The sequence below is a fragment of the Caulobacter sp. LARHSG274 genome (assembly GCF_052871235.1).
The window spans coordinates 281,924-305,891 of the sequence record NZ_JBIXJO010000001.1 but is presented as its reverse complement, the minus strand read 5'-3'; the positions used below and the strand labels follow the sequence as shown (position 1 = coordinate 305,891).

Here is a 23,968-nt window from a genome sequence, read left to right as displayed (position 1 = left end):
CCGTTCCCGCCCTTTGAGGCGAAAACGGCCGCTATATCAATTAGATGGTATCGGTTAGCTGGGCCTTAGTCGATCGGGTTCCAGCGCGGGTTCGCGGCGTCGGCGGCCCGCTTGGGACCGCGGAAGTCGCCGCCGCCCGAACGGGCTTGGCCCTGGCCTTGACTCTGGCCTTGACCGCCCGAACGCCCGCGATTGCCGCCAGCCGGCTTGCCCTGGCCGCCGCCGTTACCGCCGCCGGCGCTGCGGCCGCCGCGGTTGCGCTGCTTGCGCAGCTCGGGCGGAACGTTGTTGCGCGGGTCGGCGCGGCGCGGATCGACGTACTTTTCCGGCGGGGCCAGCTTGTCGGCCACGGCCGCGGCGGCCGCCAGGCCCTTGTCGTTGCGACGGTCGAAGGTCGGGATCGTCTGGCGGGTGGCCTTCTGGATGTCCTTCAGCAGCGGACGCTCGTCATCGGCGCAGAAGCTGATGGCGATGCCGTCCTTGCCCTTGCGGGCCGTGCGGCCGATCCGGTGGACATAGGCCTCCGGCACGTTGGGCAGCTCGTAGTTGAACACGTGGCTGATGTCGTTGACGTCGATGCCGCGGGCGGCGATGTCGGTGGCGATCAGCGCCTTGACCTGACCGGCCTTGAACGAGGCCAGGGCCCGCTCGCGCTGGCCTTGGGTCTTGTCGCCGTGGATGGCGGCGCTTTCGATGCCGCTGGCCACCAGGTACTTGGCCACCCGGTCGGCGCCGCGCTTGGTGCGGGTGAAGACGATGGCGCGCTCCACGCTGTTGTCGGCCAGCAGTTCGGCCAGCAGGGGGCGCTTGCGCTGGGCCTCGATGAAGATCAGCGACTGGTCGATGCGTTCGACCGTGGTGGCCTGCGGGGTGATCGACACCTGGGCCGGGTTCTTCAGCAGCTCGCCGGCCAGCTTGCCGATCTCGCTGGGCATGGTGGCCGAGAAGAACAGGTTCTGGCGTTCCTTGGGCAGCTGGCTGGCGATCTTGCGGATCGGCACCACGAAGCCGAGGTCGAGCATCTGGTCGGCTTCATCGAGCACGAAGATCTCGACGCCGTTCAGGTGGGCGCTCTTTTCGCCCAGGTGGTCCATCAGCCGGCCCGGGGTGGCCACGACCACGTCGACGCCGGCCGCCAGGGCCTTCATCTGCGGGCCGTACTTCACGCCGCCGAAGATGGTGGCGACAGTCAGGCCCATGTGTTTGCCGTAGTCGCGGAAGCTTTCGGCGATCTGGGTCGCCAGTTCGCGGGTCGGGGAGAGGACCAGGCAGCGGAAGCCGCGGCGCGGGGCCGGCTTCTTGTCCTCGGCCAGGCGATGCAGGATCGGCAGGGCGAAGGCGGCGGTCTTGCCGGTGCCGGTCTGGGCGATGCCCAGCAGGTCGCGGCCAGACAGCACCAGCGGAATGGCTTGGGCCTGGATCGGGGTGGGCGTGGTGTAGCCCTTGTCGGTCAGCGCCTTCAGAAGCGGCTTGGCGAGGCCGAGATCGGTGAATTGAGTCACTCAGTATCTTTCGTGCAACCGCACGAGACGGCGCATGCGATCCTCGCACGGCTCGCCTGGCGGCGGGTCGGTGGGGAGCGCCCCGCGTGATACGGGCGGTCTGATGAGAAGCGTTAGGGCGCTCGACAGGCAGAACCGAAAACGGTCCTTCACGCGGCTGGAGCGCCGATAGCGCCAGACGGCGCAAGGCCTACATCGTTTATTGCAGGTGCGAAGTCAAGGGCCGTAAGGGATTGGGCGTTTGGGCCGCGGCCGCGCCTTACTCGAAGAACCGCTCCACCTGGCCGGCCCAGCCGTAGTTGGCGCTGTTGAGCTGGTCGCGGTCGTAGGCCGGGGCGTCCCTGAAGCGGTCCTTGGACAGGTCGGCGACATAGGCCTCGTGCCTGTCGTCCCAGGTGAGCAGCCGCCAGGGCAGGGGGCGGTACTTGCCGCCGGCCGCGAACAGTCCGGAGGGCTCGATGGCCACATAGCGGCCGATGCCGGCGTCGCGGTCGATGAACACCTCGCGGATGACGCCCAGGCGGTGGCCGCCGGCGTCGGTGACCGTCGCGCCGATCAGGGCGGCGCTCTTCACCAGTCGATCGTCGACGCTCATGGTTCTCCTCCTGTTTTGCCAACAAACGCCGTCGCCGGGCGGATCGATCCCCGGCCAGGCCGCGGCCAAGATGGCGGTTGCCAAGCGCCGCGGCGCATCCGACTAAGGCGGCCATGACCAAACCGACCGTCCTCGTCGCCGCCGCCGCCCTGATCGATGTCGACGGGCGGGTGCTGATCTGCCAGCGCCCGCAGGGCAAGGCCCTGGCCGGCCTGTGGGAGTTTCCCGGCGGCAAGGTCGAGCCGGGCGAGACGCCCGAACAGTGCCTGATCCGCGAACTCGACGAGGAACTGGGGATCAAGGTCGCCCAGGCCTGCCTGGCCCCGTTCGTCTTCGCCTCACATGGCTATGAGTCGTTCCACCTGCTGATGCCGCTCTACCTGCTGCGGCGCTGGGAGGGGCTGGTGACCGCCCGCGAGCATGCGGCGCTGAAATGGGTCAAGCCCGACCAGCTGGCCGACTATCCGATGCCGCCCGCCGACCTGCCGCTGATCGCCTGGCTGCGGGACCTGATTTGAACCGGTCCCTCTAGCCGCCGGCCTTGTCGCCCGCCGGGCGCTCCACCGTCCCCAGCGCGTCGGCGAGCCGCATCTTGGCCGAGCCCGGCCGCAGCGGTTTCTGCTGGCTGTCGTGCGGGGCCCAGCCGGTGACGGTGACGATCTCGAAGGTGGCGGGCACCCGGCCGTCGGGCTCGGCGAAGCGCTCCTGGTAGAGTTCCATGGCCCGCAGCAGCACCCGGCGGCCCAGCGGCTTGCGCGAGCGGTCGACCAGAACGCTGGTCTCGCCCATGGCCCGCAGGTCCTTGAGCAGGGCGATCGGATGGGCGTAGCGGACCTTGACCCGGTCGACGTCGGCGACCGGCAGGGCGAAGCCGGCCCGCTGCAGCAGGCCGGCGGCGTCGATGGCGTCGGCGAAGGGCGAGACGCGCATGGCCGCGCCGTCGCTGAGCTCGGCCTCGGCGGTCAGCAGCGCCTGGCGCAGTTCGGTCAGGGTCGCCCCGCCGAACAGGGCGCCGACGAACAGGCCGTCGGGCCGCAGGGCGCGGCGGATCTGGATCAAGGCCCCGACCAGGTCGTTGGTCCAGTGCAGGGCCAGGGTCGAGACGGCCAGGTCGATCGTGGCGTCGCCGAACGGCAGGCGCTCCTCGTCGGCGACGACGCGCGGGCCGCCGCGGCCGGCCAGCATCCGCTCGGACAGGTCGGTCTCGATCAGCAGGCCGACCTTCTGGCGGGCGTCGCTGGCCGACAAGGCCCGGGCGAAGGCGCCGTCGCGCGCGCCAAGGTCGACGGCGACCGTAAACTCGCGCAGGATCGCCTCCAGCCGCATCACGGCGTCCTCGGCGGCGCGGGCTTTCAGGAAGCCGGCGGCCGGGAAGCCCGGAGCGGCGCGGTCGAGACGGGCGCGCAGCAGGGCGCGGTCGAAGAGCAGGGGCGAGGTGGTCATGCAGCCGCAAGATGGGCCTTGGCGGGCGACATGGAAACCTCCTGCTCGCCTGACGGCGTTCGCCCAGGGCCTGCTGGATCTGGTTCTGCCGCCGCGGGCCTTCGACGGCGCGGCCGCCCAGACCGCCGGACTGTCGGCCGACGCCTGGAACCGCATCACCTTCCTGGACGGCCCGGTCTGCGACGGCTGCGGCGCGCCGTTCGCCTATGACGCCGGCGAACTCCGCTGCGTCTTGTGTCAGACAAGAACCCGCGCCTTCGCCCGAGCCCGGGCCGCCTGCCTCTATGACGAACATTCGCGCGACCTGATCCTCAAGCTCAAACATGCCGACCGCACCGACCTGTCGGGCTTGTTCGCCCGCTGGCTGTCGCGGGCGGCGGCCGACCTGCTGGACGAGACCGACGCGATCGCGCCAGTGCCGATGCATCCGGCCCGCCTGCTGCGCCGGCGCTACAACCAGGCGGCCGAGATCGCCCGGCCGCTGTGCGCCTTGGCCGGGCGGCCCTATCTGGCCGACGCCCTGGTGCGCCGGCGCGACACCGACAGCCAGGGCGGCAAGTCGGCCACTGGCCGCCGCCGCAACGTCGCCGCCGCCTTCGCCGTGCCCGAGGCGCGGCGCCACCGGGTGATCGGCCGCAAGGTGCTGCTGGTCGACGACGTGCTGACCACCGGGGCCACGGCCGAGGGCTGCGCCCGGGCCCTGCTGGCCGCCGGCGCGGCCCAGGTGAGCCTGGCGGTCGTCGCGCGCGTTACAGAAATGCAGGCGCGTCCTATATGACGCGCCAAGACACTTCTGTTACGGATCCATCATGGCCAAGGTCACCATCTACACCCGTCCGTTCTGCGGCTACTGCGCCCGCGCCCTGAAGCTGCTCAACGACAAGGGCGCGGACTTCACCGAGATCGAGGCGGGGATGGATCCCGCCCTGCGCAAGGAGATGATGGACCGCTCGGGCCGCAGCACCTTCCCGCAGATCTTCGTCGGCGACCAGCACATCGGCGGCTGCGATGACATGATGGCGCTGGAACGCGAGGGCCGGCTCGACGCGTTGCTGAACGCATGATCCCGCCCGAACCCTTGCGGGTCGGCCTGGTCCAGACCCGCACGCCGGCCACCCATGCGGCGGCCCTGGACCATGTCGCCCCTTTGGTCCGCGAGGCCGCCGCCCAGGGCGCGCGGTTCATCCTGACCCCGGAGGGGACCAACATCCTGCAGAAGGACCGGGCCCGGTTGCTGCCGACCCTGGCCACGCTGGAGGACGACGTGGTCGTGCGCGGCCTGCGCGACCTGGCCCGCGAGCTGTCGGTGTGGATCGACATCGGTTCGGCGCTGGTGCGGCGGGAGGACGGCCCGGCGGATGGCAAGGCCGCCAACCGCCAGGCGGTGATCGATCCGATCGGCGCGATCGTCGCCACCTACGACAAGCTGCACATGTTCGACGTCGACCTCCCGTCCGGCGAGACGGCGCGGGAGTCCGCGACCTATCAGCCGGGCGAGCGGGCGGTCGTGGTCGAGACGCCGCTGGGAACGTTGGGCCTGAGCATCTGCTACGATATGCGCTTTGCGGCCCTCTACCGGGCCCTGGCCCTGGGCGGGGCCCAGGTCCTGACCGTGCCGGCCGCCTTCACCCGGCCGACCGGCGAGGCGCACTGGGAGGTCCTGCTGCGGGCCCGGGCCATCGAGACCGGATCGTTCGTGCTGGCGGCCGCGCAGGGCGGTTTCCACGAGGACGGCCGCGGCACCTGGGGCCGCTCGATCGTGATCGGGCCCTGGGGCCAGGTGATCGCCAGGCTTGACCATGACGAGCCGGGCGTGTTGATCGCCGATCTGGACCTCGCGGCCGTCGACAAGGCGCGCGCGGCCATCCCCGCCCTGAAGAACGCCCGTGCATTCACCGGCCCCTGACCCCATCTAAGGTCCATGATCAAGTACGCGCTCAGTTGCGACCGCGACCACGGTTTCGAAGGCTGGTTCGGTTCGTCGTCGGACTATGACGACCAGGCCGCGCGGGGCCTGCTGGACTGTCCGGTGTGCGGCTCCAAGGCCGTGCGCAAGCAGATCATGGCTCCGGCCGTGGCGGGGACCAAGGCCCGCGGCGAAGCGCCGGCCCCCGACGCCAGGATGCGCGAGATGATGATGACCGCGATGGGCGAGGTGCGCCGGCAGGTCGAAGATAATTTCGACTATGTCGGCGACCGCTTCGCCAGGGAGGCGCGCGACATCCACGACGGCAAGTCCGAGGACCGCGGCATCTACGGCGAGGCGACGCCCAAGGAGGTCAAGGCCCTGGTGGAGGACGGCATCAAGGTCGCGCCCCTGCCGCCTGCTGCGCCGAAAAAGAGCCAAGTGAACTAGCAGGTCGCCGTATTTGTCCTGGGCGACTCAAGCCGACGAGATTCGTGAGTGCGCTGCAATATAATCGTTGATAAGTCGAAACTGAGCCGCTAGGCCTTTGTTAACGGCGGAACGGACGAGAGCCCGGATCGGCCGCCAGGGGCTTCGTCCCCTTTTCGGGGGAAGCGTGTCGGGAACGGGTTGGAAATCACCCGCTGTCCTGGAATCCTCCCGATGATCCGCTCCACCGTCCTGGCCCTGTCGGCCGCCGCCCTGTTCGCCGCCGCTCCGGCCGGCGCCGCTGAAGTTCGCGTCCACACCGCCGGCAAGGCTCCCGCCGAGCTGCGCGCCGATATTGTCAAGGCCGCGAGCACCGTGTGCCGCCAGGAAGTGCGCGGCGAAGCCCTGGCCGTCTATCTGTACAGCGCCTGCGTGCGCGGCGCGGTCCACGACGCCGTGGCCAAGCTGAACAACCCCGAACTGGTCGCCTACAACAACGCCCAGCCGGCCGTCTATTCGCGCTGAGGCCGGTTCGAAGGGCCGGGCTCCGGGTCCTCTCCACGCCGCATCGATGAAACGAAAAGCCCTCTCCGGCGACGGGGAGGGCTTTTTCGCGTGCGCGTGTCCGGCGGCGGACTTTAAACGCAAAGCGGCCCGCGAGGTGAACCTCGCGGGCCGCTGCATTCAGCCGAGGCTGGAAAGTCTTAGGCGGCGACGGCGGTCGCGGCGGCCTTGGTCTTGGCCTTGACCTGAGCCTTGATCTTCAGGGCGCGCGGCGACAGCTGCTCGTCCTTGGCGCCCAGCAGGAACACGTCCAGGCCGCCCTTGAAGTCCAGGGTGCGCAGGGCGGCGTTGCTGATGCGCAGCTTGAAGGTCTGGCCCAGGGCTTCGGACTGCAGCGAGGCGGGCGACAGGGCCGGCAGGAAGCGGCGCTTGGTCTTGATGTTCGAGTGGCTCACATTGTGGCCGACCATCGGACCGATCCCGGTGAGTTCGCAACGGCGCGACATGGCGGATACCTTGGGCTTGGGCGAAGCCGGAGGCTCCGCAACATGAATTCGGCGCGCGATGGACGGACCGCCGCGCGAGAGCGGGCGATATAGGCGAAGGGCGCTCGCCGAGTCAAGGCGCTGGCGCCCAAACATGGCCTTCAAGCGCGGTTCATTTGCCGCCCTATATAGAGACGGCCCTCAAGGAGACCGACCGTATGCGCTTGTTCGTTCCCGTCCTGACCGCCGCGAGCCTGGCCGGCGCGGCCCTGACCGTGGGCCTGGTGGCGGCCGGCGCCGCCAATTCCGCGGCCGCGACCCAGGCCGAGACCATCCTGACCGGCCAGTGGGAATACAACACCCGCTTCGGCCCGATCCCGGTCGGCAGCGACCAGCACTGCCTCAAGCCGGCCGATGTCGAGAACTTCAACCGCGGCATCTGCCTGAAGCGCTACACCTGCGACTACGAGACCCGGGTGGTGCGGGACGGCAAGATCGACCTGAAAGGCACCTGGACCGACAAGAAGGGGCGCGTGGCGCCGGTCACCGCCAAAGGGTCTTACACCCCCGAGAGCTTCCGGCTGAACGTCACCGGCAAGACCGTCAACGGCATCCCGATGATGGCCACACTCCAGGCCAAGCGCATCAGCCCCGTCTGCACGGCGGGCTAGGGCGAAGCCCGCCGGCCAAGCTAAACCAGACCCATTTGTGGTTAATGCAGTTTAAGCTACAATAGCTGGTAGGGAACAAACACTGAATCGGGCCAAGTCGCTGATTCGGTCATGATTCGTTTCGCTCGTGTTCGGCGAATGTCGGTCTGGCGTTAACCCTCCGTCCTGACGGGCGGTTCCAAGGCCCGGGCGACCAGTTCGGTGTCCATATATTCCGTCAGCGAGACGATCTTGCCGTCCGCCATCCGGCAGACCCAGCAGTAGCGATTGTCGTAGCGCTTGCCGGCCTTGGTCATGACCTTGCCCCGGCACTCGACGACCACGACGTCGCCCTCCGCGACGATGCGGTCGGCGACATTGACGTAGGTGTCGGCGAACTGGGCGAACAGCGGCCCCAGCAGGTCGCGGCGCACGGCCGCCTTGCCCACATAGTCGCCGGACCAGGCGGTGGCGCCGGTCAGGGTCCAAACCACATCCTCATCGAGGCTGTCGAGGAACGGCCGGCCGTCGCCGTTCGCCAGGCCGTCGAAAATCCGTTGCATCAGAAGTTTGTTGTCGCGCGCGTCCATGGCGGCTCTCCGGTGGGATGGGAGCCTCATCTTCCGCCGATGGCGATCATTCATCCAATCGATGGCGATGATGATCTATATTCCCAGAATGAACCTCGGCGGCCTTGACCTGAACCTGCTGGTCGCGCTCGACGCCCTGTTGGCCGAGGCCAGCGTCGGGCGCGCCGCCCTGCGGCTGAATCTGTCACAGCCGGCCGTCAGTCACGCCCTGCGCCGGTTGCGCGAAGCGACCGGCGATCCGCTGCTGGTACGGGTGGGCGCGCGGATGGAGCTGACGCCGAGGGCTCAGGCCCTGCGCGGCCCCCTGGCCCAGACGCTGGATCAGGTGCGCGGCCTGTTCGTGGCCGAGGGTTTCGACCCGGCGACCAGCGCGCGGACGTTTCGCCTGATGATGCCCGACCTGGCCGTCGACCTGCTGATGCCGGCGGTGCTGCGGCGGGCCGCCGCCCAGGCGCCGGGCGTGCGGCTGGACGTCGTGCCCTGGCGCGGTCCGGCGGTGATGACGCCCGACTTCGCCCGCACGGTGGATCTGGTCGTCGCCTGGACGGGCGAGGCCTATCCCGGCTTCCATCGCCAGTCGCTCTATGTCGACCGCGACGCCCTGGCGGTGCGGCGCGGCCATCCCGAGGCCGGGCGACTGTCGAACCTGGAGGTGTTCAACGCCGCCCGCCATGTGGCCGTCGTCGGGGCCGGCGAACGCGAGGACGCCATCGAGCCGTTCCTGCGCCGCAATAGGATCGAACGCCGCATCGTGCTGGCCGTGCCCAGCTACTTGCAGGCCCTGCGGATGACGGCCCGCTCCGACCTGGTGGCCTTCGTGCCCGGCCGGCTGATCGCCGCCCTGGCCGGGCCGCTCGACCTGGTCGTCGTGCCGCCGCCGATCGATCCGGGCGAGGACCAGCAGTACCTGTTCCACCCGGTGGTGGCGCAATTCGATCCCGGCGCGGCCTGGCTGCGGGAGCTGGTGCTGCGGGCGGGGCGGAGCCTGTAGGCTTCACCGTCCTCGCGGGGGCGCCACCGAGAAGTCCAGATCGAACAGGGTCGGGGCGGCGCTGGTGCGGGCTCGCTCGATGGTCAGCAGCTTGGCCTTGGTCTCGACCCCGCCATTGGCCGAGAAGCCGCCGGCCTTGCCGTCGGCCCCCAGCACCCGGTGGCAGGGCACGATGATCGGCCAGGGATTGTCGCCCATCGCCCGGCCGACGGCGCGAGCCGCTCCAGGCTCGCCGACGGCCTTGGCGATCTGGCCGTAGGTCGAGGTCTCGCCGGGCGGGATGGCGCGGGCCACCTCATAGACCCGGCGATTGAAGGGGGCGACGGCGTCCAGGTCGAGGACCACGTCCGCCAGGTCGTCGCGCCCGCCGGCCAGCAGGTCCCGGATCCGCTCGATCGCCCGCTGGACGGCCGGCGGCGGCGGGGCCTCGGCGGCGTCCGGATAGCGCCGGCGCAGGCGGGCCCAGGCGGCGCCGGGCGCGGCCTCGGGAAGCTGGACCCCGATCAGTCCCTGCTCGCCCCAGGCCAGGCCGCACAGCCCGATCGGCGTTTCGAAGAGCGTGAAGCCCTGTTCCATGCCCGAAACATAGCATCGCTGTTGCGGAGTTCGAGCGGCGCCCTACGATTTCCGTTTCTTGCTGTCTGGAGGCCGCCTTGCGCCGCACCTTCGCCCTCGCCGCCCTCCTCGCCGCCGCCAGCCTGGGGCGCGCGACCGCCGGCGACCTGCTGATCCACGGCGGCCCGATCCACACCGGGGTGGCCGCCGCGCCTACCGCCGAAGCGGTGCTGGTCCGCGACGACCGGATCCTGTTCGTCGGCGACTTGGCCGCGGCCCGGGCCAAGGCCGCCAAGGGCGTCCGCGACATCGACCTGAAGGGCGCGGCGGCCTTTCCCGGCTTCGTCGACGCCCATGCCCACCTGACCGGGATCGGGCTGCGCGAGCTGACCCTCAATCTCGACCAGGCCGACTCGGTGGAAAGCCTGGTCGCGGCGGTGAAGGCCTATGCCGCCGCCCATCCCGACGGCCCGATCTTCGGGCGCGGGTGGATCGAGACCCACTGGCCGGAAAAGCGCTTTCCCAGCCGCGCCGACCTCGACCGCGCAGCGCCAGGCCGCGTGGTGGTGCTGGAGAGGGCCGACGGTCATGCCGTGGTCGCCAGCAGCGCCGCCCTGGCCAAGGCCGGTGTCACCCGGGACACCGCCGCCCCGGCCGGCGGCCAGATCCTGAAGGGCGAAGACGGCGCTCCGACCGGCATGCTGATCGACCACGCCCAGTCTCTGGTGGCCGGCGTGATCCCGCCGCCGACCGAGGCGGTCAAGCGCCTGGCCCTGGAGAAGGCCGGCGCCCTCTACGCCTCACGCGGCTGGACGGGCCTGGGCAACATGAGCGTCGAGGCGCCGGACCTGGCGATCCTGCGCTCGCTGGCGGCGGAAAAGCGCTTCAGCTTGCGGGTCGATAACTACATGGACCCCAGCGGCGCGGCCGAGGTGCTGGCCAAGGGGCCCACCGCCGACCCGACCGGCCTGATCCGGGTGCGGGGGGTCAAGCTCTACATGGACGGCGCCCTGGGGTCGCGCGGCGCGGCCCTGCTTGAGCCCTACAGCGACGCCGAGGGGCTAGGGCTGCAACTGACCCCGCACGACAAGGGGCTGGCGCTGATGCGGGCGGCCAAGGCGGTCAAGGCCCAGGTGGCCATGCACGCCATCGGCGACCGCGGCAACCGCATGGCCCTGGACTGGTTCGCCGAGGCGCTGGGCGGCGACACGACCGCCCGCTGGCGCATCGAGCACGCCCAGATCGTCGCCGACCCGGACCTGCCGCGTTTCGCCAAGCAGGGCATCGTCGCCTCGATGCAACCCAGCCATGCGATCGGCGACCTCTATTTCGCGCCCGCCCGCCTGGGCCCGGCGCGCCTGCATGAGGGCTATCGCTGGAAGGACATGCTCGACAGCGGCGCGGTGGTGGCGGCCGGTTCGGACGCGCCGGTCGAGGTCGGCGATCCGCGCATCGAGTTCTACGCCGCCGTCTATCGCCACAGCCTGACCGGCTTCGCCAACGCCGACTGGCATCTGGAGGAGGCCGTCAGCCGCGCCCAGGCCCTGCGCATGCTGACCTGGGGCCCGGCCTACGCCGCCTTCGCCGAACAGGACCGCGGCACGCTGGAGGCGGGCAAGAAGGCCGACCTGACGGCGTTTTCCAGGGACCTGATGACGGTCGCGCCGGCGGAGATCCTCACGGCGCAGGCGGTGCTGACCGTGGTGGATGGGAAGGTGGTGTCCGAGAAATAGGCCCTGCTCTTCGCAACGACAATGTGTCGCAACGCTCCGTCCTCCCGCTTGCCCCGCCGCGATTCCCATCCCACCTTAGATTTATGAGCGACCGTTCCGCAGGCCTGGCCCCTTCCAAGCTGACAGCGGTGCTCGGCCCCACCAATACCGGCAAGACCCATCTGGCCGTCGAGCGGATGCTGGGCCACGCCTCGGGGATGATCGGCCTGCCGCTGCGGCTGCTGGCGCGCGAGATCTACGACCGCATCGTCAAGCTGCGCGGCAAGGCGTCGGTGGCCCTGATCACCGGCGAGGAGAAGATCGTCCCGCCGCGCGCCGCCTATTTCGTCTGCACGGTCGAGGCCATGCCGCTGGGCCGCGAGGTCGACTTCCTGGCCGTCGACGAGATCCAGCTGTGCGCCGATCCCGAGCGCGGCCACATCTTCACCCATCGGCTGCTGCACGCCCGCGGCAAGTTCGAGACCATGCTGCTGGGGGCCGGGACCATGGCCCCGCTGGTCCGCCGCCTGCTGCCCGACGCCGAGATCGTCACCCGCGAGCGGTTCTCCAACCTGACCTATTCGGGCTCCAAGAAGCTGACCCGCCTGCCGCGCCGCAGCGCCGTGGTCGCTTTCTCGACCGACGCCGTCTACGCCATCGCCGAGCTGATCCGCCGCCAGCGCGGCGGGGCGGCGGTGGTGATGGGCAGCTTGAGCCCCCGCACCCGTAACGCCCAGGTCGCCCTCTACCAGAGCGGCGAGGTCGACTTCCTGGTGGCCACCGACGCCATCGGCATGGGCCTGAACATGGACGTCGATCACGTGGCCTTCGCCGGCCTGCGCAAGTTCGACGGCCGCCGCACCCGCTGGCTGCATCCGCAGGAGGTCGGCCAGATCGCCGGCCGCGCCGGGCGCTACACCCGCGACGGCACCTTCGGGGTGACCGGCGATTGCGAGGAGATGGACGAGGACCTGGTCGAGAGCGTCGTCGAGCACCGGTTCGAGCCGGTGCTGGGGGCGGAATGGCGCAACGCCCGCCTCGACTTCGGCAGCCTGCAGGGGCTCTTGCGGTCTCTGGCCGAGCCGCCCCACCGCGCGGGCCTGAAACTGTCGGCCGAGGCCCTGGACGAGCGCACCCTGCGCAAGCTCGCCAGCCAGGAGGACGTGGTCGCCCGCTGCAAGGCCGACCGATCGGCCCTGATCCGGCTGTGGGACGTCTGCCAAACGCCCGACTTCCGCAAGACCACCGACGACGACCACCAGCGCATGGTCCGGACGCTGTTCGACGACCTGACCACCGGCCGCAAGCGCCTGCCCGAGGACTGGATCGCCGGCCAGTTCAAGGCCCTGGACCGCACCGACGGCGAGATCGACAGCCTGGCCGCACGCCTCTCGGGGGTGCGGACGCTGAGCTACATCGCCAACCGCGGCGACTGGCTGCACAACCCCGTCCACTGGCAGGGGACGACGCGGCAACTGGAAGACCGGCTGTCCGACACCCTGCACGAGAAGCTGATGGCCCGGTTCATCGACCGGCGCACCAGCGTGCTGATGCGCCAGCTGGGCGACCGCGAGACCATGCTGGCCGGGGTGGCCGCCGACGGCGCGGTCAGCGTCGAGGGCCATGTGGTCGGCCGGCTGACCGGCGTCACCTTCGTGCCCGAGAAGGGCGCGACGGCGCTGGAGGAGAAGGCTCTGCGCAACACCGCCCAGCGGGCCGTGACCCCGGAGATCGCCCGGCGGCTGGGCAAGCTGGCGGCCGAGCCGGACGAGGCCTTCGCCCTGACCGCCGACGGGGTCGTGTTGTGGCGCGGCGAGGCGGCCGGGGCGGTGCGGGCCTCTTCTGGAGGCGGGGGCGGAAATCTGCTGCATCCCCGCGCGCGCCTGCTGGGCGAACTGGGCGAGGCCTCGGCCCGCGAGCGGGCCGAGCGGCGACTGGACGCCTTCCTGGCCGGCGAGGTCGATCGCAAGCTGCCGGGTCTGCGCAAGCTGGAACGGGCTCTGTCGGGCGGCGAGTTGAAGGGCCTGCCGCGCGGCCTGGCCCACCGGCTGCTGGAGGCCGGCGGCGTGCTCGACAAACGGTCGGTCGACACCGACCTGAAGGCGATGAGCCAGGCCGAGCGTCGCGCCCTGAAGGCGCTGGGCGCGCGGATCGGGGCCTTCAGCCTGTTCCTGCCGTCGGTGCTGCGGCCCGAGGCGACCGTCTGCGCCCGCTCCCTCAGTCCCGGCGGCTGGCGCGGCGAGTCCGAGCGCCTGGCTCAGGCGCCCAGTCCCGAGCCGGACGCCCGGGCCCTGGCCGCCAACGGCCTGCGCCTGGTCGGCCGCCATGTCGCCCCGGTCGAGATGCTGGAGCGGCTGGACGGCCTGCTGCGCGAGGGCCAGAAGCCCGGGGGGGTGGTGCTGACCGACGCGGCGCGCGAGACCCTGGGCTGGACGCCGGCCGAGGCGGCGGCCGTGCTGCGGGCCCTGGACTACACCCCCGCCATCCGTCCCAAGGACGATGGCCCCATCCTGTGGAAGCGGCGCGGCGCCGCCCGGCCGGAAGCCAAGGTCGTGGTCTGTCCGGACTCGCCCTTCGCGGCCCTGGCCCGGCTGACCGAGCCGCCGCCGCGCCGCAAGCGCCCGCGCCGCCGCAAGCCGGCCGCCGCCCGAACCGCCGCAGGAGGTGCGGCTTGAGCGACGACATCGGTCATTGCCGCGCCGATGTCTGGCTATGGCGCGCGCGGTTCTTCAAGACCCGCTCCCTGGCCGGCCGCTTCGTCGACGAAGGCCGCATCCGCCTGACCCGGGCCGGGACCGAGAGCCGGGTCGACAAGCCCTCCCGCGGACTGAAGACCGGCGACCAGCTGATGTTCGCGATCGGCGGCCGGATCGTCAGCGTGCGCGTGCTCGATTTCGGCGAACGCCGCGGCCCGGCCAGCGAGGCGCGCGCGCTGTACGAGGCGGTGGAAGGATAATCTCCGATCCGCGGCGGCCGTCGTCCTACCGGGCGGCGGCGGCGCTCTCGCTGGCGGGAATGACGTCGACGGCGACCGTGATCACCTGGTCTCCGGGGCCCAGCACGACGCCGCCGATCGGGGCGACATCGGCATAGTCGCGGCCGACGGCCAGTTCGATATGGTCCTGCGCGACCACAAGAGCATTGGTCGGGTCGAAACCCACCCAGCCCCGCGCTTGGCCGCACCAGAGGCTGACCCAGGCGTGGGTGGCGTCGGCGCCCTCCAGCCGGGGCTTGCCGGGCGCGGGATTGGTCCGCAGGTAGCCGCTGACATAGGCGGCGGGCAGGCCCAGGCCGCGCAGGCCGCTGATCATGATGTGGGCGAAGTCCTGGCAGACGCCGTGCCGGGCCGTGAAGGCTTCGATGGCCGGCGTCGAGACCTCGGTCGACTTCGGGTCGTAGGCGAACTGGCTCTTGATCCGACAGGCCAGGTCGAAGGCGGCCTCCATCACCGGGCGGCCGGGCGTGAAGCTCTCGGCCACGAAGGCGGTGATCGGCGGCTGCAGGGCCGTCATGGCGGTCGGATAGAGGAAGTGGGCCGGCGAGGCCAGGTCGAGCGACTCCGTGGCGAAGGCCGCCTCGCGCACCGCTTCCCAGGGCTCGCCGCCCAGGGGCCAGACGGGAGCGGGACGGATCACGTCGACATGCGAACGAGCCAGGATCTTCAGCGACCGGTGCGGCGTCTCGATCGTGGCGGTGACCACCCGCTCGCCGAACTGGCCGACATGCTCGACCAGCCGGGTCGGGTGCGGGGTGATGGTCAGGTGGCTGTCCAGCACCAGTTGCTCGGCGTCGCGTCGCGGCGCCAGGCGCAGGGCGCAGCGGGCGAAGGTCACCGGCTTCTCGTAGAGATAGGTGGTCAGGTGGCGCAGCTGATAGATCACGCCAGGCCGCCCAGCTTCTTGGTCGGGGTGGCGTTGGAGCCCTGCAGGAAATAGCGGTCGGCGACGGCGTTCGACAGGTTCATCAGCATCCGCTCGATCTCCAGCGCCTTGTCGGCGTCGAGGTCGGCGGCGTTGGCGGTCTCGACCTGGCTGGCCAGGCGGACGATCTGGCGGGTCGGCATTTCCGGCATGCCGTCGTTCTGCAGCGACGGCAGCGAGGCCAGGTGCGCCTTCAGGGCGTGGATCTGGAAGGCCACCGAGCGGGGGTTGTAGGGGTCCAGGATCACCAGGTCGCGCACCGGCACCAGGGCGATGCCCTCCAGATAGCGGGCGCGATAGGTGATCTGGCTGTCGATCAGGTCGAGCAGCAGGTCCAGGTCGTCCAGGCCGGCATCGGCCTTGGCCAGCTGGCGCATGACCCGGCAGGTGTTGACGCCGCGCTCGATGCGCCGGCCCATGTCCAGAAAGCGCCAGCCCGCCACCCGGTTCATGTTCTCCTGGGTCAGGCCCGCGAGGGCGGCCAGGGCCTGCAGCGCCCCTTCGGCCCGGGCCAGCCCGTCGGCCTCGGTCAGCACGTCCTGGCGCTTGCCCTTCAGCCGGGCCTCGAGGTTGAGCAGCAGCTTCCAGAAGTCCTCCGACAGGCGCTCGCGCATGCTCGACGCCGTGCGGCGGGCCGCCTGCACCAGACGGATCACCGAGCCATAGGCCGCCTCGTCATAGAGGGCGGCGGAGACGAAGTCGGCGACCTGGCCCTCGTCGGCGTCCTCGTCGACCGCGCCCCATTCGACCAGCAGCCCGCGCAGCTTGGCCAGGATCTCGCCGGTTTCGTGGACGGCGGCATCGGAGTCCATCAGGCTGGTGCACAGGCTGCGCACCAGCCGCAGGGTGGCCTCGGCCCGCTCAAGATAGCGCCCCAGCCAGAACAGGTTGTCGGCGGCGCGGCTGGGCAGGTGGCCGGTGATCCGCCGCACCTTGACGTCGTCGCGGCTGGCCAGCAGCGAAATCCGCTCGACCGGCCGGTCCGACAGCACCCAGACGTCGGCCGCCTGGGCGCCCTGGCCCATCGACAGCGCGCGGGCGTCCGGCTGGTCGGAGACGCGGCAGAAGCCGCCCGGCATGATCTTCCAGCCGTCGGCGGTGGCGGCGGCGTAGACGCGCAGCACGAACGGGCTGGGCCGCAGGGCTCCGTCCCGCCAGGCCGGGGTGGTCGACAGCCGCACCACCTCCTGGCCGACGAAGTCGACCGGTCGCTCGTGCATCGCGGCCAGCAGCGAGTCGCGCTCGGCCGGGGCGAGGTCGGCCAGCAGGCGCGGGCCCTGGGCCAGGGCCGGATGGCCTTGGCCCGCGAAGGCCCGGGCGATGGCCAGGCTGTCGATGTTGCGCTCGACCAGCCGGCGCTCGGAGGGCTGGCCGCACCACCAAGTGGCGACATTGGGCAGCTTCAGGGCCTCGCCCAGCAGATGATGGCTGAGGGCGGGCAGGAAGCTGAGCAGGGCCCGCGATTCGGCCAGGCCCGAGCCCGGCATGTTGGACACCACCACCCCGCCGGCCCGGACCGCCTCCAGCAGGCCCGGCACGCCCAGGCGCGAGGCGCTGTTCAGCTCCAGCGGGTCGATGAAGTCGGCGTCGACCCGCCGCCACAGCACGTCGGCGCGCTTGAGGCCGGCGATGGTGCGCACATAGACCTGGCCGTCGCGGACCACCAGGTCGTCGCCCTCGACCAGCAGGAAGCCCAGATAGCGGGCTAGGTGGGCCTGCTCGAAATAGGTTTCGCTGAACGGTCCCGGACTGAGCAGGCAGATGCGCGGGTCGCTGCGGTGGGCGGCCTCGGTCAGGGTGGCGCGGAAGTCGCCGAAGAACGGCGCCAGCCGGTGCACGTTCATGGCGTTGTAGAGATGGGGGAAGGCGCGCGAAAGCACCATCCGGTTCTCCAGAGCATAGCCCGAGCCGGACGGGGCCTGGGTGCGGTCGTCGAGCACCCACCAGCGGCCGTCGGGGCCGCGGCCCAGGTCGGCGGCGTAGAGGTGCATGGCCCGGCCGCCGGCCGGCTTGATCCCGCGCATGGCCCGGATGAAGTCCGCGCCGCCGGTCACCGCCGCCGCTGGCAGATGGCCCTCGCTGACCAGGCGGGCCTCGCCATAGAGGTCGTTGAGCACGGCTTCGAGCAGGGTCGCCCGCTGCGCGACGCCTTCGGCGATGCCGGCCCATTCCTGCTCGCCGAGGATCAGCGGCAGGGGGCTCAACGGCCAGGTGCGCTCGTTGTCGTCGCCATAGATGCGGTGCGAGACCCCGGCGTCGCGGATGTGGCGGGTGGCCAGGGCGAAGCGGTTCTCGAACTCGCCCTCGGGGAACTCGGCCAAGGCGCCCAGGAACCGCCGCCAGGCGTCCGGCGTCGTGCCGTCCGGCTGGACCAGCTCGTCGGGAATGCCGGGCAGGGGCCGATAGCCGCTCAGCCAGCCGTCCAGGCGGGCGCGGGACGCCCCCTTGGCGACGGCGCGGTCTTGAACGGCGGAGCGGTCAGCGGGCAATAGGCGTCCTCAAATCCAAGGTCAGCGGGAACTCGGCGGAGCGGTGCTCCGTCGGCGTCACGATCGCGCCCGGCGTATGGCCGTGCTCCTGGAACCGGGCGAGGCGCCGCGCCTGCGCCTCGTAGGCGTTCACCGGAAATGTATCGTAGCTCCGACCGCCCGGATGCGCGACATGATAGACGCATCCGCCCAGGGATCGGCCGTTCCAGCGGTCGAGGATGTCGAAGGTCAGGGGCGCATCGACCTTGGCGGTGGGGTGCAGGCCGCTGAACGGTTTCCAGGCCTTGTAGCGCACCCCGGCTACGACCTGGCCGGAGACGCCGGTCGAGGTCATCGGCAGCGGCCGGCCGTTGCAGGTGATCAGGTGGCGCTCGGGCACGAAGCCGTCGGCCAGGACCTGCAGCCGTTCGACCGAGGCGTCGACGAAGCGCACCGAGCCGCCGCCGGCGTTCTCCTCGGCCATCACGTGCCAGGGCTCCAGGGCGTGGCGGATCTCCAGCTGCACGCCGCCGTGCTCGATCCGGCCGTGGGCGGGGAAGCGGAACTCGCGCTGGGCCTCGAACCAGATCGGGTCGAAGTCGTAGCCGGCCCCGCGCAGGTCGCCCAGCACGTCGAGGAAGTCGGCCCAGACGAAGTGCGGCAGCATGAAGCGATCGTGCAGGGCCGTGCCCCAGCGGACCAGCGGCCCCTCCTGCGGGGCGCGCCAGAACCAGGCGATCAGCGCGCGGATCAGCAGCTGCTGGGCCAGGCTCATCCGGGCTTCGGGCGGCATTTCGAAGCCGCGGAACTCCAGCAGGCCCAGGCGGCCGGCCGGGCCGTCGGGCGAATAGAGCTTGTCGATGCAGATCTCGGTGCGGTGGGTGTTGCCGCCGACGTCGGCCAGCAGGTTGCGGAACAGGCGGTCGACCAGCCACGGCGCCGGGGCCTCGCCCTGGCCCGGCGCCGGGACCGCGGCCATGGCGATCTCCAGCTCGTAGAGGGCGTCGTGCCGCGCCTCATCGACCCGCGGCGCCTGGCTGGTCGGTCCGACGAACAGGCCGGAGAACAGGTAGGACAGCGACGGATGGCGCTGCCAGTAGAGCAGCAGGCTCTTGAGCAGGTCGGGCCGGCGCAGGAACGGCGAGTCCGGCGCCGTGGCCCCGCCGACCACCACGTGGTTGCCGCCGCCGGTGCCGGTGTGGCGGCCGTCGATCATGAACTTGTCGGCCCCCAGGCGGGTCTGGCGGGCGTCCTCATAGACCCCGGCGGTGATCTCCACCGCCTGGCGCCAGCTGGCGGCGGGATGGACATTGACCTCGATCACCCCGGGGTCGGGAGTGACCTTGATGGTGTTGATGCGCGGGTCGGCGGGCGGGCCATAGCCCTCGAAGCGCAGGACCTGGCCGGCGGCCGCGCCCAGCGCCTCGACCTCGGCCACCAGCGCCAGATAGTCCTCGACGGTCTCGACCGGCGGCATGAACACATAGAGCACGCCGTCGCGCGGCTCGAAGGTGATGGCGGTGCGGACATAGGGCGAGGACGGGCGTCCCTTGGATTTCGCGCCGCCCTGGCGCAGGGCCTCGTAGGCCGGCAGCGGCTCGCGCGGTTCGAACGGGTCGCGTTCTTCGATCCGGGGATAGTCCTCGTCCGACAGCTTGGGCAGGTCGCCGAGCGGCAGGCGGAAGCCGACCGGGGAGTCGCCGGGCACCAGGAACATCCGGCCGCGCCTCAGGCTCCAGGCCTCGGTCATCCAGCCGCTGTCCTGGCCGTTCCGCCAGCGGCGGATCGGCAGCACGTAGCCGCGCGGCCGGGTCAGGCCGCCGTCGAAGGCCTTCAGCAGCCGGGCCCGGGCCGCGGGATCGTCGACCGGCAGGTCCAGATCGTCGAAATTGACCGGCAGGGCGCCTTCCTTGCCGATCCAGTGCAGGGGATCCTCCAGGGCGGTGAGGATGCAGGCCGGATCCAGGCCCAGGGCCTCGGCGAACTGGCGGGCGAAGCGGGCGGCCTCGGGGGCGCCGGTCGGCTTGGCGCCCGAACCGGGCTTGGGCTCGCGGCCGATGGCCTCGACATCGCGCCAGATCGGCTGGCCGTCGGTCCGCCAATGCAGGGCGTAGGCCCAGCGGGGCAGGGGCTCGCCAGGATACCACTTGCCCTGGCCGTGGTGCAGCAGCCCGCCCGGGGCGAAGCGGTCGCGCAGGCGGCGGATCAGGTCGTCGGCCAGCCGGCGCTTGGTCGGACCGGTGGCGTCGGTGTTCCATTCCGCCGCCTCGAAGTCGTCGATCGAGCAGAAGGTCGGCTCGCCGCCCAGGGTCAGGCGCACGTCCTGCTCGGCCAGGTCCCTGTCCACCGCCTCGCCTAGCGCGTCCAGCGCCGCCCAGCGGTCGTCTTCGAACGGCTTGGTGATGCGCACCGGCTCGATCAGCCGGGTCACCGACATCTCGAAGTCGAACTCCACCTCGGCCGGGCCGACCCCGCCGGTGATCGGCGCCGCCGAGCGGTAGTGCGGGGTGGCCGCCACCGGGATGTGGCCTTCGCCGCACAGCAGGCCCGAGGTGGCGTCCAGGCCGATCCAGCCGGCGCCCGGCAGATAGACCTCGGCCCAGGCGTGCAGGTCGCAGAAGTCGACCGCCGTGCCCGAGGGGCCGTCCAAGGCGTCGATGTCGGCCTTCAGCTGGATCAGGTAACCGGAGACGAAACGCGCGGCCAGGCCGAGCCGGCGCAGGATCTGCACCAGAAGCCAGGCGCTGTCGCGGCAGGAGCCCGAGGCCAGGGCCAGGGTCTGCTCGGGCGACTGCACGCCGGGGTCCATGCGGACCAAATAGCTGATCTCGCGCTGCAGGCGGGCGTTGAGGCCGACCAGGAAATTGATCGTGGTCTCGCCGGCGATCTCCAGGCCGTCGACATAGGCGGCCAGGGCCGGGCCGTCGTCGTCGAGGACCAGATAGGGCGCCAACTCGCCGGCCAGTTCGGCCGGGTAGGCGAAGGGCAGGGTCTCGGCATAGGGCTCGACGAAGAAGTCGAACGGATTGACCACCGACATCTCGGCCGTGAGGTTGACCTCGACGCTGAATTCGCGGACCGGCGCCGGAAAGACCAGCCTGGCCAGCCAGTTGCCGAACGGGTCCTGCTGCCAGTTGATGAAGTGCTGGGCCGGCGTGACCTTCAGGGCGTAGCTGGGAATGCGCGTGCGGCAGTGCGGCGCCGGCCGCAGGCGCACCACCTGGGGACCCATCTCGACGGGGCGGTCGTAGCGGTAGCGCGTCAGGTGGTGCAGGGCGACGGTGATCGACAAGATGTTCTCCAGGGCCGCCGCGAGTCGCGGACGTCAGGTGACGCCCACTTGCGCAAGATACGCCGGACCTTGACCAGTCCAACCTCGGAACGACGGCGCATGTCGGCGCCGGTGCTGAACCGCTAGGCGCTCAGAGCGGCGATCGCGCCCGAACCTCGCGTCCGGCCTCGCCGGTGGTGTCGACCACCGGAAAGGGCAGGCCCTCGGCGTCGGTCTCGTAGCACCAGACCCGAAACCCGGTCAGTAGATGGGGTCCGAACGAACTGATCATCGCCACGTCCGCGGCGTCGCGCCCATGGGACACCACGATCCGGCCGATGCGGCGGACATTGTTGCGCGGGTCGAAGGTGCGCCACTGGCCGCCGAGATAGACCTCCATCCAGGCGCAGAAGTCCATCGGGTCGGCTCGGGCCACGCCGATGTCGCCCAGATAGCCGTTCACGTAGCGGGCCGGGATGTTCATGCAACGGCAGAGGGCGACGGCCAGGTGGGCGTAGTCGCGGCAGACGCCGGTGCGCTCCTCGTGGGCCTCATAGGCGGTGCGGGTCGAGCGAGCGTTCTGATAGTCGAAGGCGATCTGCTGGTGAACATAGTCGCAGATGGCCTGGACCTTGGCCCAGCCGGTGGGAACGGCGCCGAACAGGTCCCAGGCCAGCTGGCTCAGGCGGTCGGTCTCGCAATAGCGGCTGCCCATCAGATAGATCAGGCAGTCGTCAGGCAGGTCGGCCACGGGATGCTGCTCGGCCTCCGGTTCGTAGGGGTCCAGGCCGCCGCTGTCCTCGATGACGCTGTCGCTCCACAGGGTCAGGTCGCCGGTCGGGGCGACGAAGCGGCGGCAGTGATTGCCGAACAGGTCGCGATAGGTCGAGGTTTCGATCGCCGGCGTGGTGAAGAACGACTCCGGAATGCGCACGTCGGCTTCCCGCCCGTCGCGGATGCTCAGCAGGGTGACCATGGCGGTCGGCTGCTGGCAGTTGACGGTGATTTCGTAGCCGTAGCGGATGAGCATCGTCGCCTCATGAAAACAGCGCTCGCCCCGGATGCGGCGAGATCGGGCGCGGAAGGGGCCGGGCGCGAGCGGGGGCGCGCCAGCCAAACGCGCCAGGTTCGATGAAGATGCGCCGTTTCGGCGCCGGAAGCTCTAGCCGAACGCCAGGGCCAGGGAGGGCATGACGGAAACCTGATCGCCCTCGAGGCTGGTGACGTCGACCTCGACCTCCATGCCCAGATAGTCGGCCGGCAGTCCGGCCCAGGCGCCCTGCAGGGGCGTGGCCTGGCGCGGATCGCGGGCCACGGCGACCCGGATCAGGTCGGTATTGCCGACGATGCCGTTGGTCGGGTCGAACTCGACCCAGCCGCTGGACGGCAGGTAGACGCGCAACCAGGCATGGGTATGACCGCCGCCGACGCTGGTCTTCTGGCCGGGCTTGCGCGACGGGCTGTGGATGTAGCCGGACACGAACTGCGCGGCCAGGCCCAGGCTGCGCACGGCCTCGATCATCAGCATCGCCAGGTCGCGGCAGGCGCCGCCTCGGCGCTCCAGGGTGGCCAGCGGCGTCTGCACGCCATGTTCCAGGCGCTTGCCATAGCGGAAGTCGGCATAGATGGCCTGGGTCATCTCGGCCAGCAGGTGCTGCAGGCTGGTCGGACCCGAACGCCTGACGAAGCTCTGGGCCCAGGCGGCCAGGTCGCCGGCCGGGTCGTCATGCTGGCGCTCGATCGACCGCTCCAGGTCAGGCAGGTCGTCTTCGGCATAGGCGATCGACTCGCCCCGGACATAGACGTCGACGTCGCCCGGGTGGTCGCCGAAGGCGGGCAGGGGCGTGTGGTCAAGGACGATCCGGCTCTCGAAGCTCAGTTCGCGCGATCGGCCCTGGAAGCGGGCGATTCCGATCCAGTTGCCGAACACGTCCTGCACGTGGCGCAGCTGGCTCGGGGTCGGGCTGATGAGCAGGCTGGACGACAGCAGCCGCTGGTCGCAACCCTCGCGCGGACGAAACATCATCCGATGATCGCCGAACGCCACCGGATTGCGGTACTGGTAGCGCGTCAGATGGCGGACCGAGAGCACGGGCATGATGAGAAATGGCGCGGATTCGGGCCCGGCGTCGATCCGTCTTCTCGCTGCGGATGATCCGTGTCCCGTCGCTGTCCTCAATCCAGGCGCCCCGTCGCCGTTTCTGCTGCTGGGGGATCACGCCGGACGGGCGGTTCCCCGCGCCCTCGGGCGCCTGGGATTGATGGAGACCCATTTCGACCTGCACATCGCCCTGGACATCGGCATCGAAGGCCTGGGCGCGGCGCTCTCGGCCAGGCTGGACGCGACCTTCGTCCATCAGCGCTATTCGCGGCTGGTGATCGACTGCAACCGCCGGCCGGGCGCTGAAGGGTCGATCGTCGAGGTCAGCGACGGCGTCGTGGTCCCGGGCAACGCCGATCTGTCGCCTGGAGCCGTCGCGGCCCGGCTGTCCGAAGTCTACCAGCCCTACCAGGACGAGATCGCCCGAACGCTGGATGCGCGGACGGAGCGCCGGACGGTGCTGGTCGCCCTGCACAGCTTCACCCCCTCGATGCAGGGCGACGCGCGGCTCTGGCGCCTGGGCGTGCTGCACCGGCATGATTCGGCCTTCTCGGCGGCGGTGCTCGCGCGGATGCGCGCCGAGCTCGGCGACGCGGTCGGCGACAACCAGCCCTATGCGATGGACGGCACCGACAACACCATTCCGCTGCACGCCGATCCGCGCGGCCTCGACTATCTGGAGCTGGAGGTGCGCCAGGATCTCCTGGTCGATCCGCAGGGTCAGCAAGCGATGGCCGACTGGCTGGGGCCATTGCTGCGGACCGCCCTGGACGCCGTCTCGGCGGCTTGACAGCCAGCCTGTTCTGTCGCTTAGTTCTGTCATGACAGAAATTGCAGACAGAGCGA

Annotated in this window: 23 protein-coding genes; 12 read left to right on the top strand and 11 right to left on the bottom strand. The window is 70.7% G+C overall.

Features of this window, described 5'->3' with window-relative positions; translation table 11 throughout:
* Positions 1–65: 65 nt before the first annotated feature.
* A complete protein-coding gene (locus ACIPQB_RS01365; protein WP_446483397.1) occupies positions 66–1,502 on the bottom strand; it encodes a DEAD/DEAH box helicase in 1,437 nt (478 codons plus the stop codon).
* Positions 1,503–1,761: 259 nt separating this feature from the next.
* Entirely contained in the window at positions 1,762–2,097 is a 336-nt protein-coding gene (locus ACIPQB_RS01360) for a PRC-barrel domain-containing protein (RefSeq protein ID WP_446483396.1), read from the bottom strand.
* Between the two features lie 113 nt (positions 2,098–2,210).
* Between ACIPQB_RS01360 and ACIPQB_RS01355 the strand changes: the two genes are divergently transcribed.
* Positions 2,211–2,615 carry a (deoxy)nucleoside triphosphate pyrophosphohydrolase gene (locus ACIPQB_RS01355; protein WP_446483395.1) on the top strand — a complete coding sequence of 135 codons (405 nt, stop codon included), beginning with the start codon at positions 2,211–2,213 and terminating at the stop codon, positions 2,613–2,615.
* Positions 2,616–2,625: 10 nt separating this feature from the next.
* Here the strand turns inward: ACIPQB_RS01355 and ACIPQB_RS01350 are convergent, their stop codons facing one another.
* On the bottom strand, positions 2,626–3,540 hold the full coding sequence (locus ACIPQB_RS01350) for a methyltransferase domain-containing protein (RefSeq protein WP_446483394.1): 915 nt from the start codon (positions 3,538–3,540) through the stop codon (positions 2,626–2,628).
* Here ACIPQB_RS01350 and ACIPQB_RS01345 point away from each other — a divergent pair.
* The 5 genes from ACIPQB_RS01345 to ACIPQB_RS01325 all read left to right on the top strand — a co-directional run bounded on the left by ACIPQB_RS01345 (position 3,539) and on the right by ACIPQB_RS01325 (position 6,400).
* Entirely contained in the window at positions 3,539–4,318 is a 780-nt protein-coding gene (locus tag ACIPQB_RS01345) for a ComF family protein (protein WP_446483393.1), read from the top strand. The two genes, ACIPQB_RS01350 and ACIPQB_RS01345, sit on opposite strands and share 2 nt — an antisense overlap.
* A 31-nt stretch (positions 4,319–4,349) precedes the next feature.
* Entirely contained in the window at positions 4,350–4,604 is a 255-nt protein-coding gene (gene grxC, locus ACIPQB_RS01340; RefSeq protein ID WP_446483392.1) for a glutaredoxin 3, read from the top strand.
* On the top strand, positions 4,601–5,446 hold the full coding sequence (locus ACIPQB_RS01335; protein WP_446483391.1) for a carbon-nitrogen hydrolase family protein: 846 nt from the start codon (positions 4,601–4,603) through the stop codon (positions 5,444–5,446). The genes grxC and ACIPQB_RS01335 overlap by 4 nt, the downstream gene beginning before the upstream one ends.
* Before the next feature lie 15 nt (positions 5,447–5,461).
* The gene (locus ACIPQB_RS01330; RefSeq protein WP_446483390.1) at positions 5,462–5,896 is read left to right on the top strand and encodes a DUF1178 family protein; all 435 of its coding nucleotides are present in this window, start codon (positions 5,462–5,464) and stop codon (positions 5,894–5,896) included.
* 213 nt (positions 5,897–6,109) lie between these two features.
* Positions 6,110–6,400, top strand: coding sequence for a hypothetical protein (locus ACIPQB_RS01325; protein WP_446483389.1), 291 nt, complete (start codon positions 6,110–6,112; stop codon positions 6,398–6,400).
* Between the two features lie 179 nt (positions 6,401–6,579).
* Here the strand turns inward: ACIPQB_RS01325 and rpmB are convergent, their stop codons facing one another.
* Complete coding sequence (gene rpmB, locus ACIPQB_RS01320; protein WP_446483388.1) at positions 6,580–6,885, bottom strand: 50S ribosomal protein L28; 306 nt, start codon at positions 6,883–6,885, stop codon at positions 6,580–6,582.
* A gap of 197 nt (positions 6,886–7,082) precedes the next feature.
* Between rpmB and ACIPQB_RS01315 the strand changes: the two genes are divergently transcribed.
* Positions 7,083–7,535: a DUF3617 domain-containing protein gene (locus ACIPQB_RS01315; protein ID WP_446483387.1), complete on the top strand. Its 453-nt coding sequence runs from the start codon at positions 7,083–7,085 to the stop codon at positions 7,533–7,535.
* A 152-nt stretch (positions 7,536–7,687) separates the two neighbouring features.
* Here ACIPQB_RS01315 and ACIPQB_RS01310 read toward each other — a convergent pair whose 3' ends face one another.
* Positions 7,688–8,104: a nuclear transport factor 2 family protein gene (locus ACIPQB_RS01310; RefSeq protein WP_446483386.1), complete on the bottom strand. Its 417-nt coding sequence runs from the start codon at positions 8,102–8,104 to the stop codon at positions 7,688–7,690.
* Positions 8,105–8,174: 70 nt separating this feature from the next.
* Between ACIPQB_RS01310 and ACIPQB_RS01305 the strand changes: the two genes are divergently transcribed.
* Entirely contained in the window at positions 8,175–9,095 is a 921-nt protein-coding gene (locus ACIPQB_RS01305) for a LysR family transcriptional regulator (RefSeq protein WP_446483385.1), read from the top strand.
* A gap of 3 nt (positions 9,096–9,098) precedes the next feature.
* On the opposite strand, the gene ACIPQB_RS01300 is transcribed toward ACIPQB_RS01305, so the two are convergent.
* On the bottom strand, positions 9,099–9,671 hold the full coding sequence (locus ACIPQB_RS01300) for a methylated-DNA--[protein]-cysteine S-methyltransferase (RefSeq protein ID WP_446483384.1): 573 nt from the start codon (positions 9,669–9,671) through the stop codon (positions 9,099–9,101).
* Between the two features lie 77 nt (positions 9,672–9,748).
* Between ACIPQB_RS01300 and ACIPQB_RS01295 the strand changes: the two genes are divergently transcribed.
* From ACIPQB_RS01295 to ACIPQB_RS01285, 3 genes are all read left to right on the top strand, one after another.
* Complete coding sequence (locus ACIPQB_RS01295; RefSeq protein WP_446483383.1) at positions 9,749–11,383, top strand: amidohydrolase; 1,635 nt, start codon at positions 9,749–9,751, stop codon at positions 11,381–11,383.
* A gap of 83 nt (positions 11,384–11,466) precedes the next feature.
* The gene (locus ACIPQB_RS01290; protein WP_446483382.1) at positions 11,467–14,037 is read left to right on the top strand and encodes a helicase-related protein; all 2,571 of its coding nucleotides are present in this window, start codon (positions 11,467–11,469) and stop codon (positions 14,035–14,037) included.
* Positions 14,034–14,318 carry an RNA-binding S4 domain-containing protein gene (locus tag ACIPQB_RS01285; RefSeq protein ID WP_446483381.1) on the top strand — a complete coding sequence of 95 codons (285 nt, stop codon included), beginning with the start codon at positions 14,034–14,036 and terminating at the stop codon, positions 14,316–14,318. Before ACIPQB_RS01290 ends, ACIPQB_RS01285 begins: the two co-directional genes overlap by 4 nt.
* A gap of 25 nt (positions 14,319–14,343) precedes the next feature.
* On the opposite strand, the gene ACIPQB_RS01280 is transcribed toward ACIPQB_RS01285, so the two are convergent.
* The 5 genes from ACIPQB_RS01280 to ACIPQB_RS01260 all read right to left on the bottom strand — a co-directional run bounded on the left by ACIPQB_RS01280 (position 14,344) and on the right by ACIPQB_RS01260 (position 23,119).
* Positions 14,344–15,243, bottom strand: coding sequence for a transglutaminase family protein (locus ACIPQB_RS01280; protein ID WP_446483380.1), 900 nt, complete (start codon positions 15,241–15,243; stop codon positions 14,344–14,346).
* Complete coding sequence (locus tag ACIPQB_RS01275) at positions 15,240–17,771, bottom strand: circularly permuted type 2 ATP-grasp protein (protein WP_446483379.1); 2,532 nt, start codon at positions 17,769–17,771, stop codon at positions 15,240–15,242. The genes ACIPQB_RS01280 and ACIPQB_RS01275 overlap by 4 nt, the downstream gene beginning before the upstream one ends.
* Positions 17,761–21,042 (bottom strand): transglutaminase family protein, encoded by a 3,282-nt coding sequence (locus tag ACIPQB_RS01270; RefSeq protein WP_446483378.1) that lies wholly within the window; start codon positions 21,040–21,042, stop codon positions 17,761–17,763. The genes ACIPQB_RS01275 and ACIPQB_RS01270 overlap by 11 nt, the downstream gene beginning before the upstream one ends.
* A 130-nt stretch (positions 21,043–21,172) precedes the next feature.
* Positions 21,173–22,051 (bottom strand): transglutaminase-like domain-containing protein, encoded by an 879-nt coding sequence (locus ACIPQB_RS01265; RefSeq protein ID WP_446483377.1) that lies wholly within the window; start codon positions 22,049–22,051, stop codon positions 21,173–21,175.
* 132 nt (positions 22,052–22,183) lie between these two features.
* The gene (locus tag ACIPQB_RS01260) at positions 22,184–23,119 is read right to left on the bottom strand and encodes a transglutaminase family protein (RefSeq protein WP_446483376.1); all 936 of its coding nucleotides are present in this window, start codon (positions 23,117–23,119) and stop codon (positions 22,184–22,186) included.
* Between ACIPQB_RS01260 and ACIPQB_RS01255 the strand changes: the two genes are divergently transcribed.
* Complete coding sequence (locus ACIPQB_RS01255; RefSeq protein WP_446483375.1) at positions 23,118–23,912, top strand: N-formylglutamate amidohydrolase; 795 nt, start codon at positions 23,118–23,120, stop codon at positions 23,910–23,912. The two genes, ACIPQB_RS01260 and ACIPQB_RS01255, sit on opposite strands and share 2 nt — an antisense overlap.
* The last annotated feature ends 56 nt before the right edge of the window (positions 23,913–23,968 follow it).

Coding starts and splice junctions, on each gene's coding strand:
- ACIPQB_RS01335 (WP_446483391.1), top strand. CDS start 4,601: ATGATCCCGCCCGAACCCTTGCGGGTCGGCCTGGTCCAGACCCGCACG.
- ACIPQB_RS01310 (WP_446483386.1), bottom strand. CDS start 8,104: ATGGACGCGCGCGACAACAAACTTCTGATGCAACGGATTTTCGACGGC.
- ACIPQB_RS01305 (WP_446483385.1), top strand. CDS start 8,175: ATGATCTATATTCCCAGAATGAACCTCGGCGGCCTTGACCTGAACCTG.
- ACIPQB_RS01300 (WP_446483384.1), bottom strand. CDS start 9,671: ATGGAACAGGGCTTCACGCTCTTCGAAACGCCGATCGGGCTGTGCGGC.
- ACIPQB_RS01345 (WP_446483393.1), top strand. CDS start 3,539: ATGCAGCCGCAAGATGGGCCTTGGCGGGCGACATGGAAACCTCCTGCT.
- ACIPQB_RS01290 (WP_446483382.1), top strand. CDS start 11,467: ATGAGCGACCGTTCCGCAGGCCTGGCCCCTTCCAAGCTGACAGCGGTG.
- ACIPQB_RS01260 (WP_446483376.1), bottom strand. CDS start 23,119: ATGCCCGTGCTCTCGGTCCGCCATCTGACGCGCTACCAGTACCGCAAT.
- ACIPQB_RS01360 (WP_446483396.1), bottom strand. CDS start 2,097: ATGAGCGTCGACGATCGACTGGTGAAGAGCGCCGCCCTGATCGGCGCG.
- ACIPQB_RS01265 (WP_446483377.1), bottom strand. CDS start 22,051: ATGCTCATCCGCTACGGCTACGAAATCACCGTCAACTGCCAGCAGCCG.
- ACIPQB_RS01355 (WP_446483395.1), top strand. CDS start 2,211: ATGACCAAACCGACCGTCCTCGTCGCCGCCGCCGCCCTGATCGATGTC.
- ACIPQB_RS01325 (WP_446483389.1), top strand. CDS start 6,110: ATGATCCGCTCCACCGTCCTGGCCCTGTCGGCCGCCGCCCTGTTCGCC.
- ACIPQB_RS01330 (WP_446483390.1), top strand. CDS start 5,462: ATGATCAAGTACGCGCTCAGTTGCGACCGCGACCACGGTTTCGAAGGC.
- ACIPQB_RS01255 (WP_446483375.1), top strand. CDS start 23,118: ATGATGAGAAATGGCGCGGATTCGGGCCCGGCGTCGATCCGTCTTCTC.
- grxC (WP_446483392.1), top strand. CDS start 4,350: ATGGCCAAGGTCACCATCTACACCCGTCCGTTCTGCGGCTACTGCGCC.
- ACIPQB_RS01315 (WP_446483387.1), top strand. CDS start 7,083: ATGCGCTTGTTCGTTCCCGTCCTGACCGCCGCGAGCCTGGCCGGCGCG.
- rpmB (WP_446483388.1), bottom strand. CDS start 6,885: ATGTCGCGCCGTTGCGAACTCACCGGGATCGGTCCGATGGTCGGCCAC.
- ACIPQB_RS01350 (WP_446483394.1), bottom strand. CDS start 3,540: ATGACCACCTCGCCCCTGCTCTTCGACCGCGCCCTGCTGCGCGCCCGT.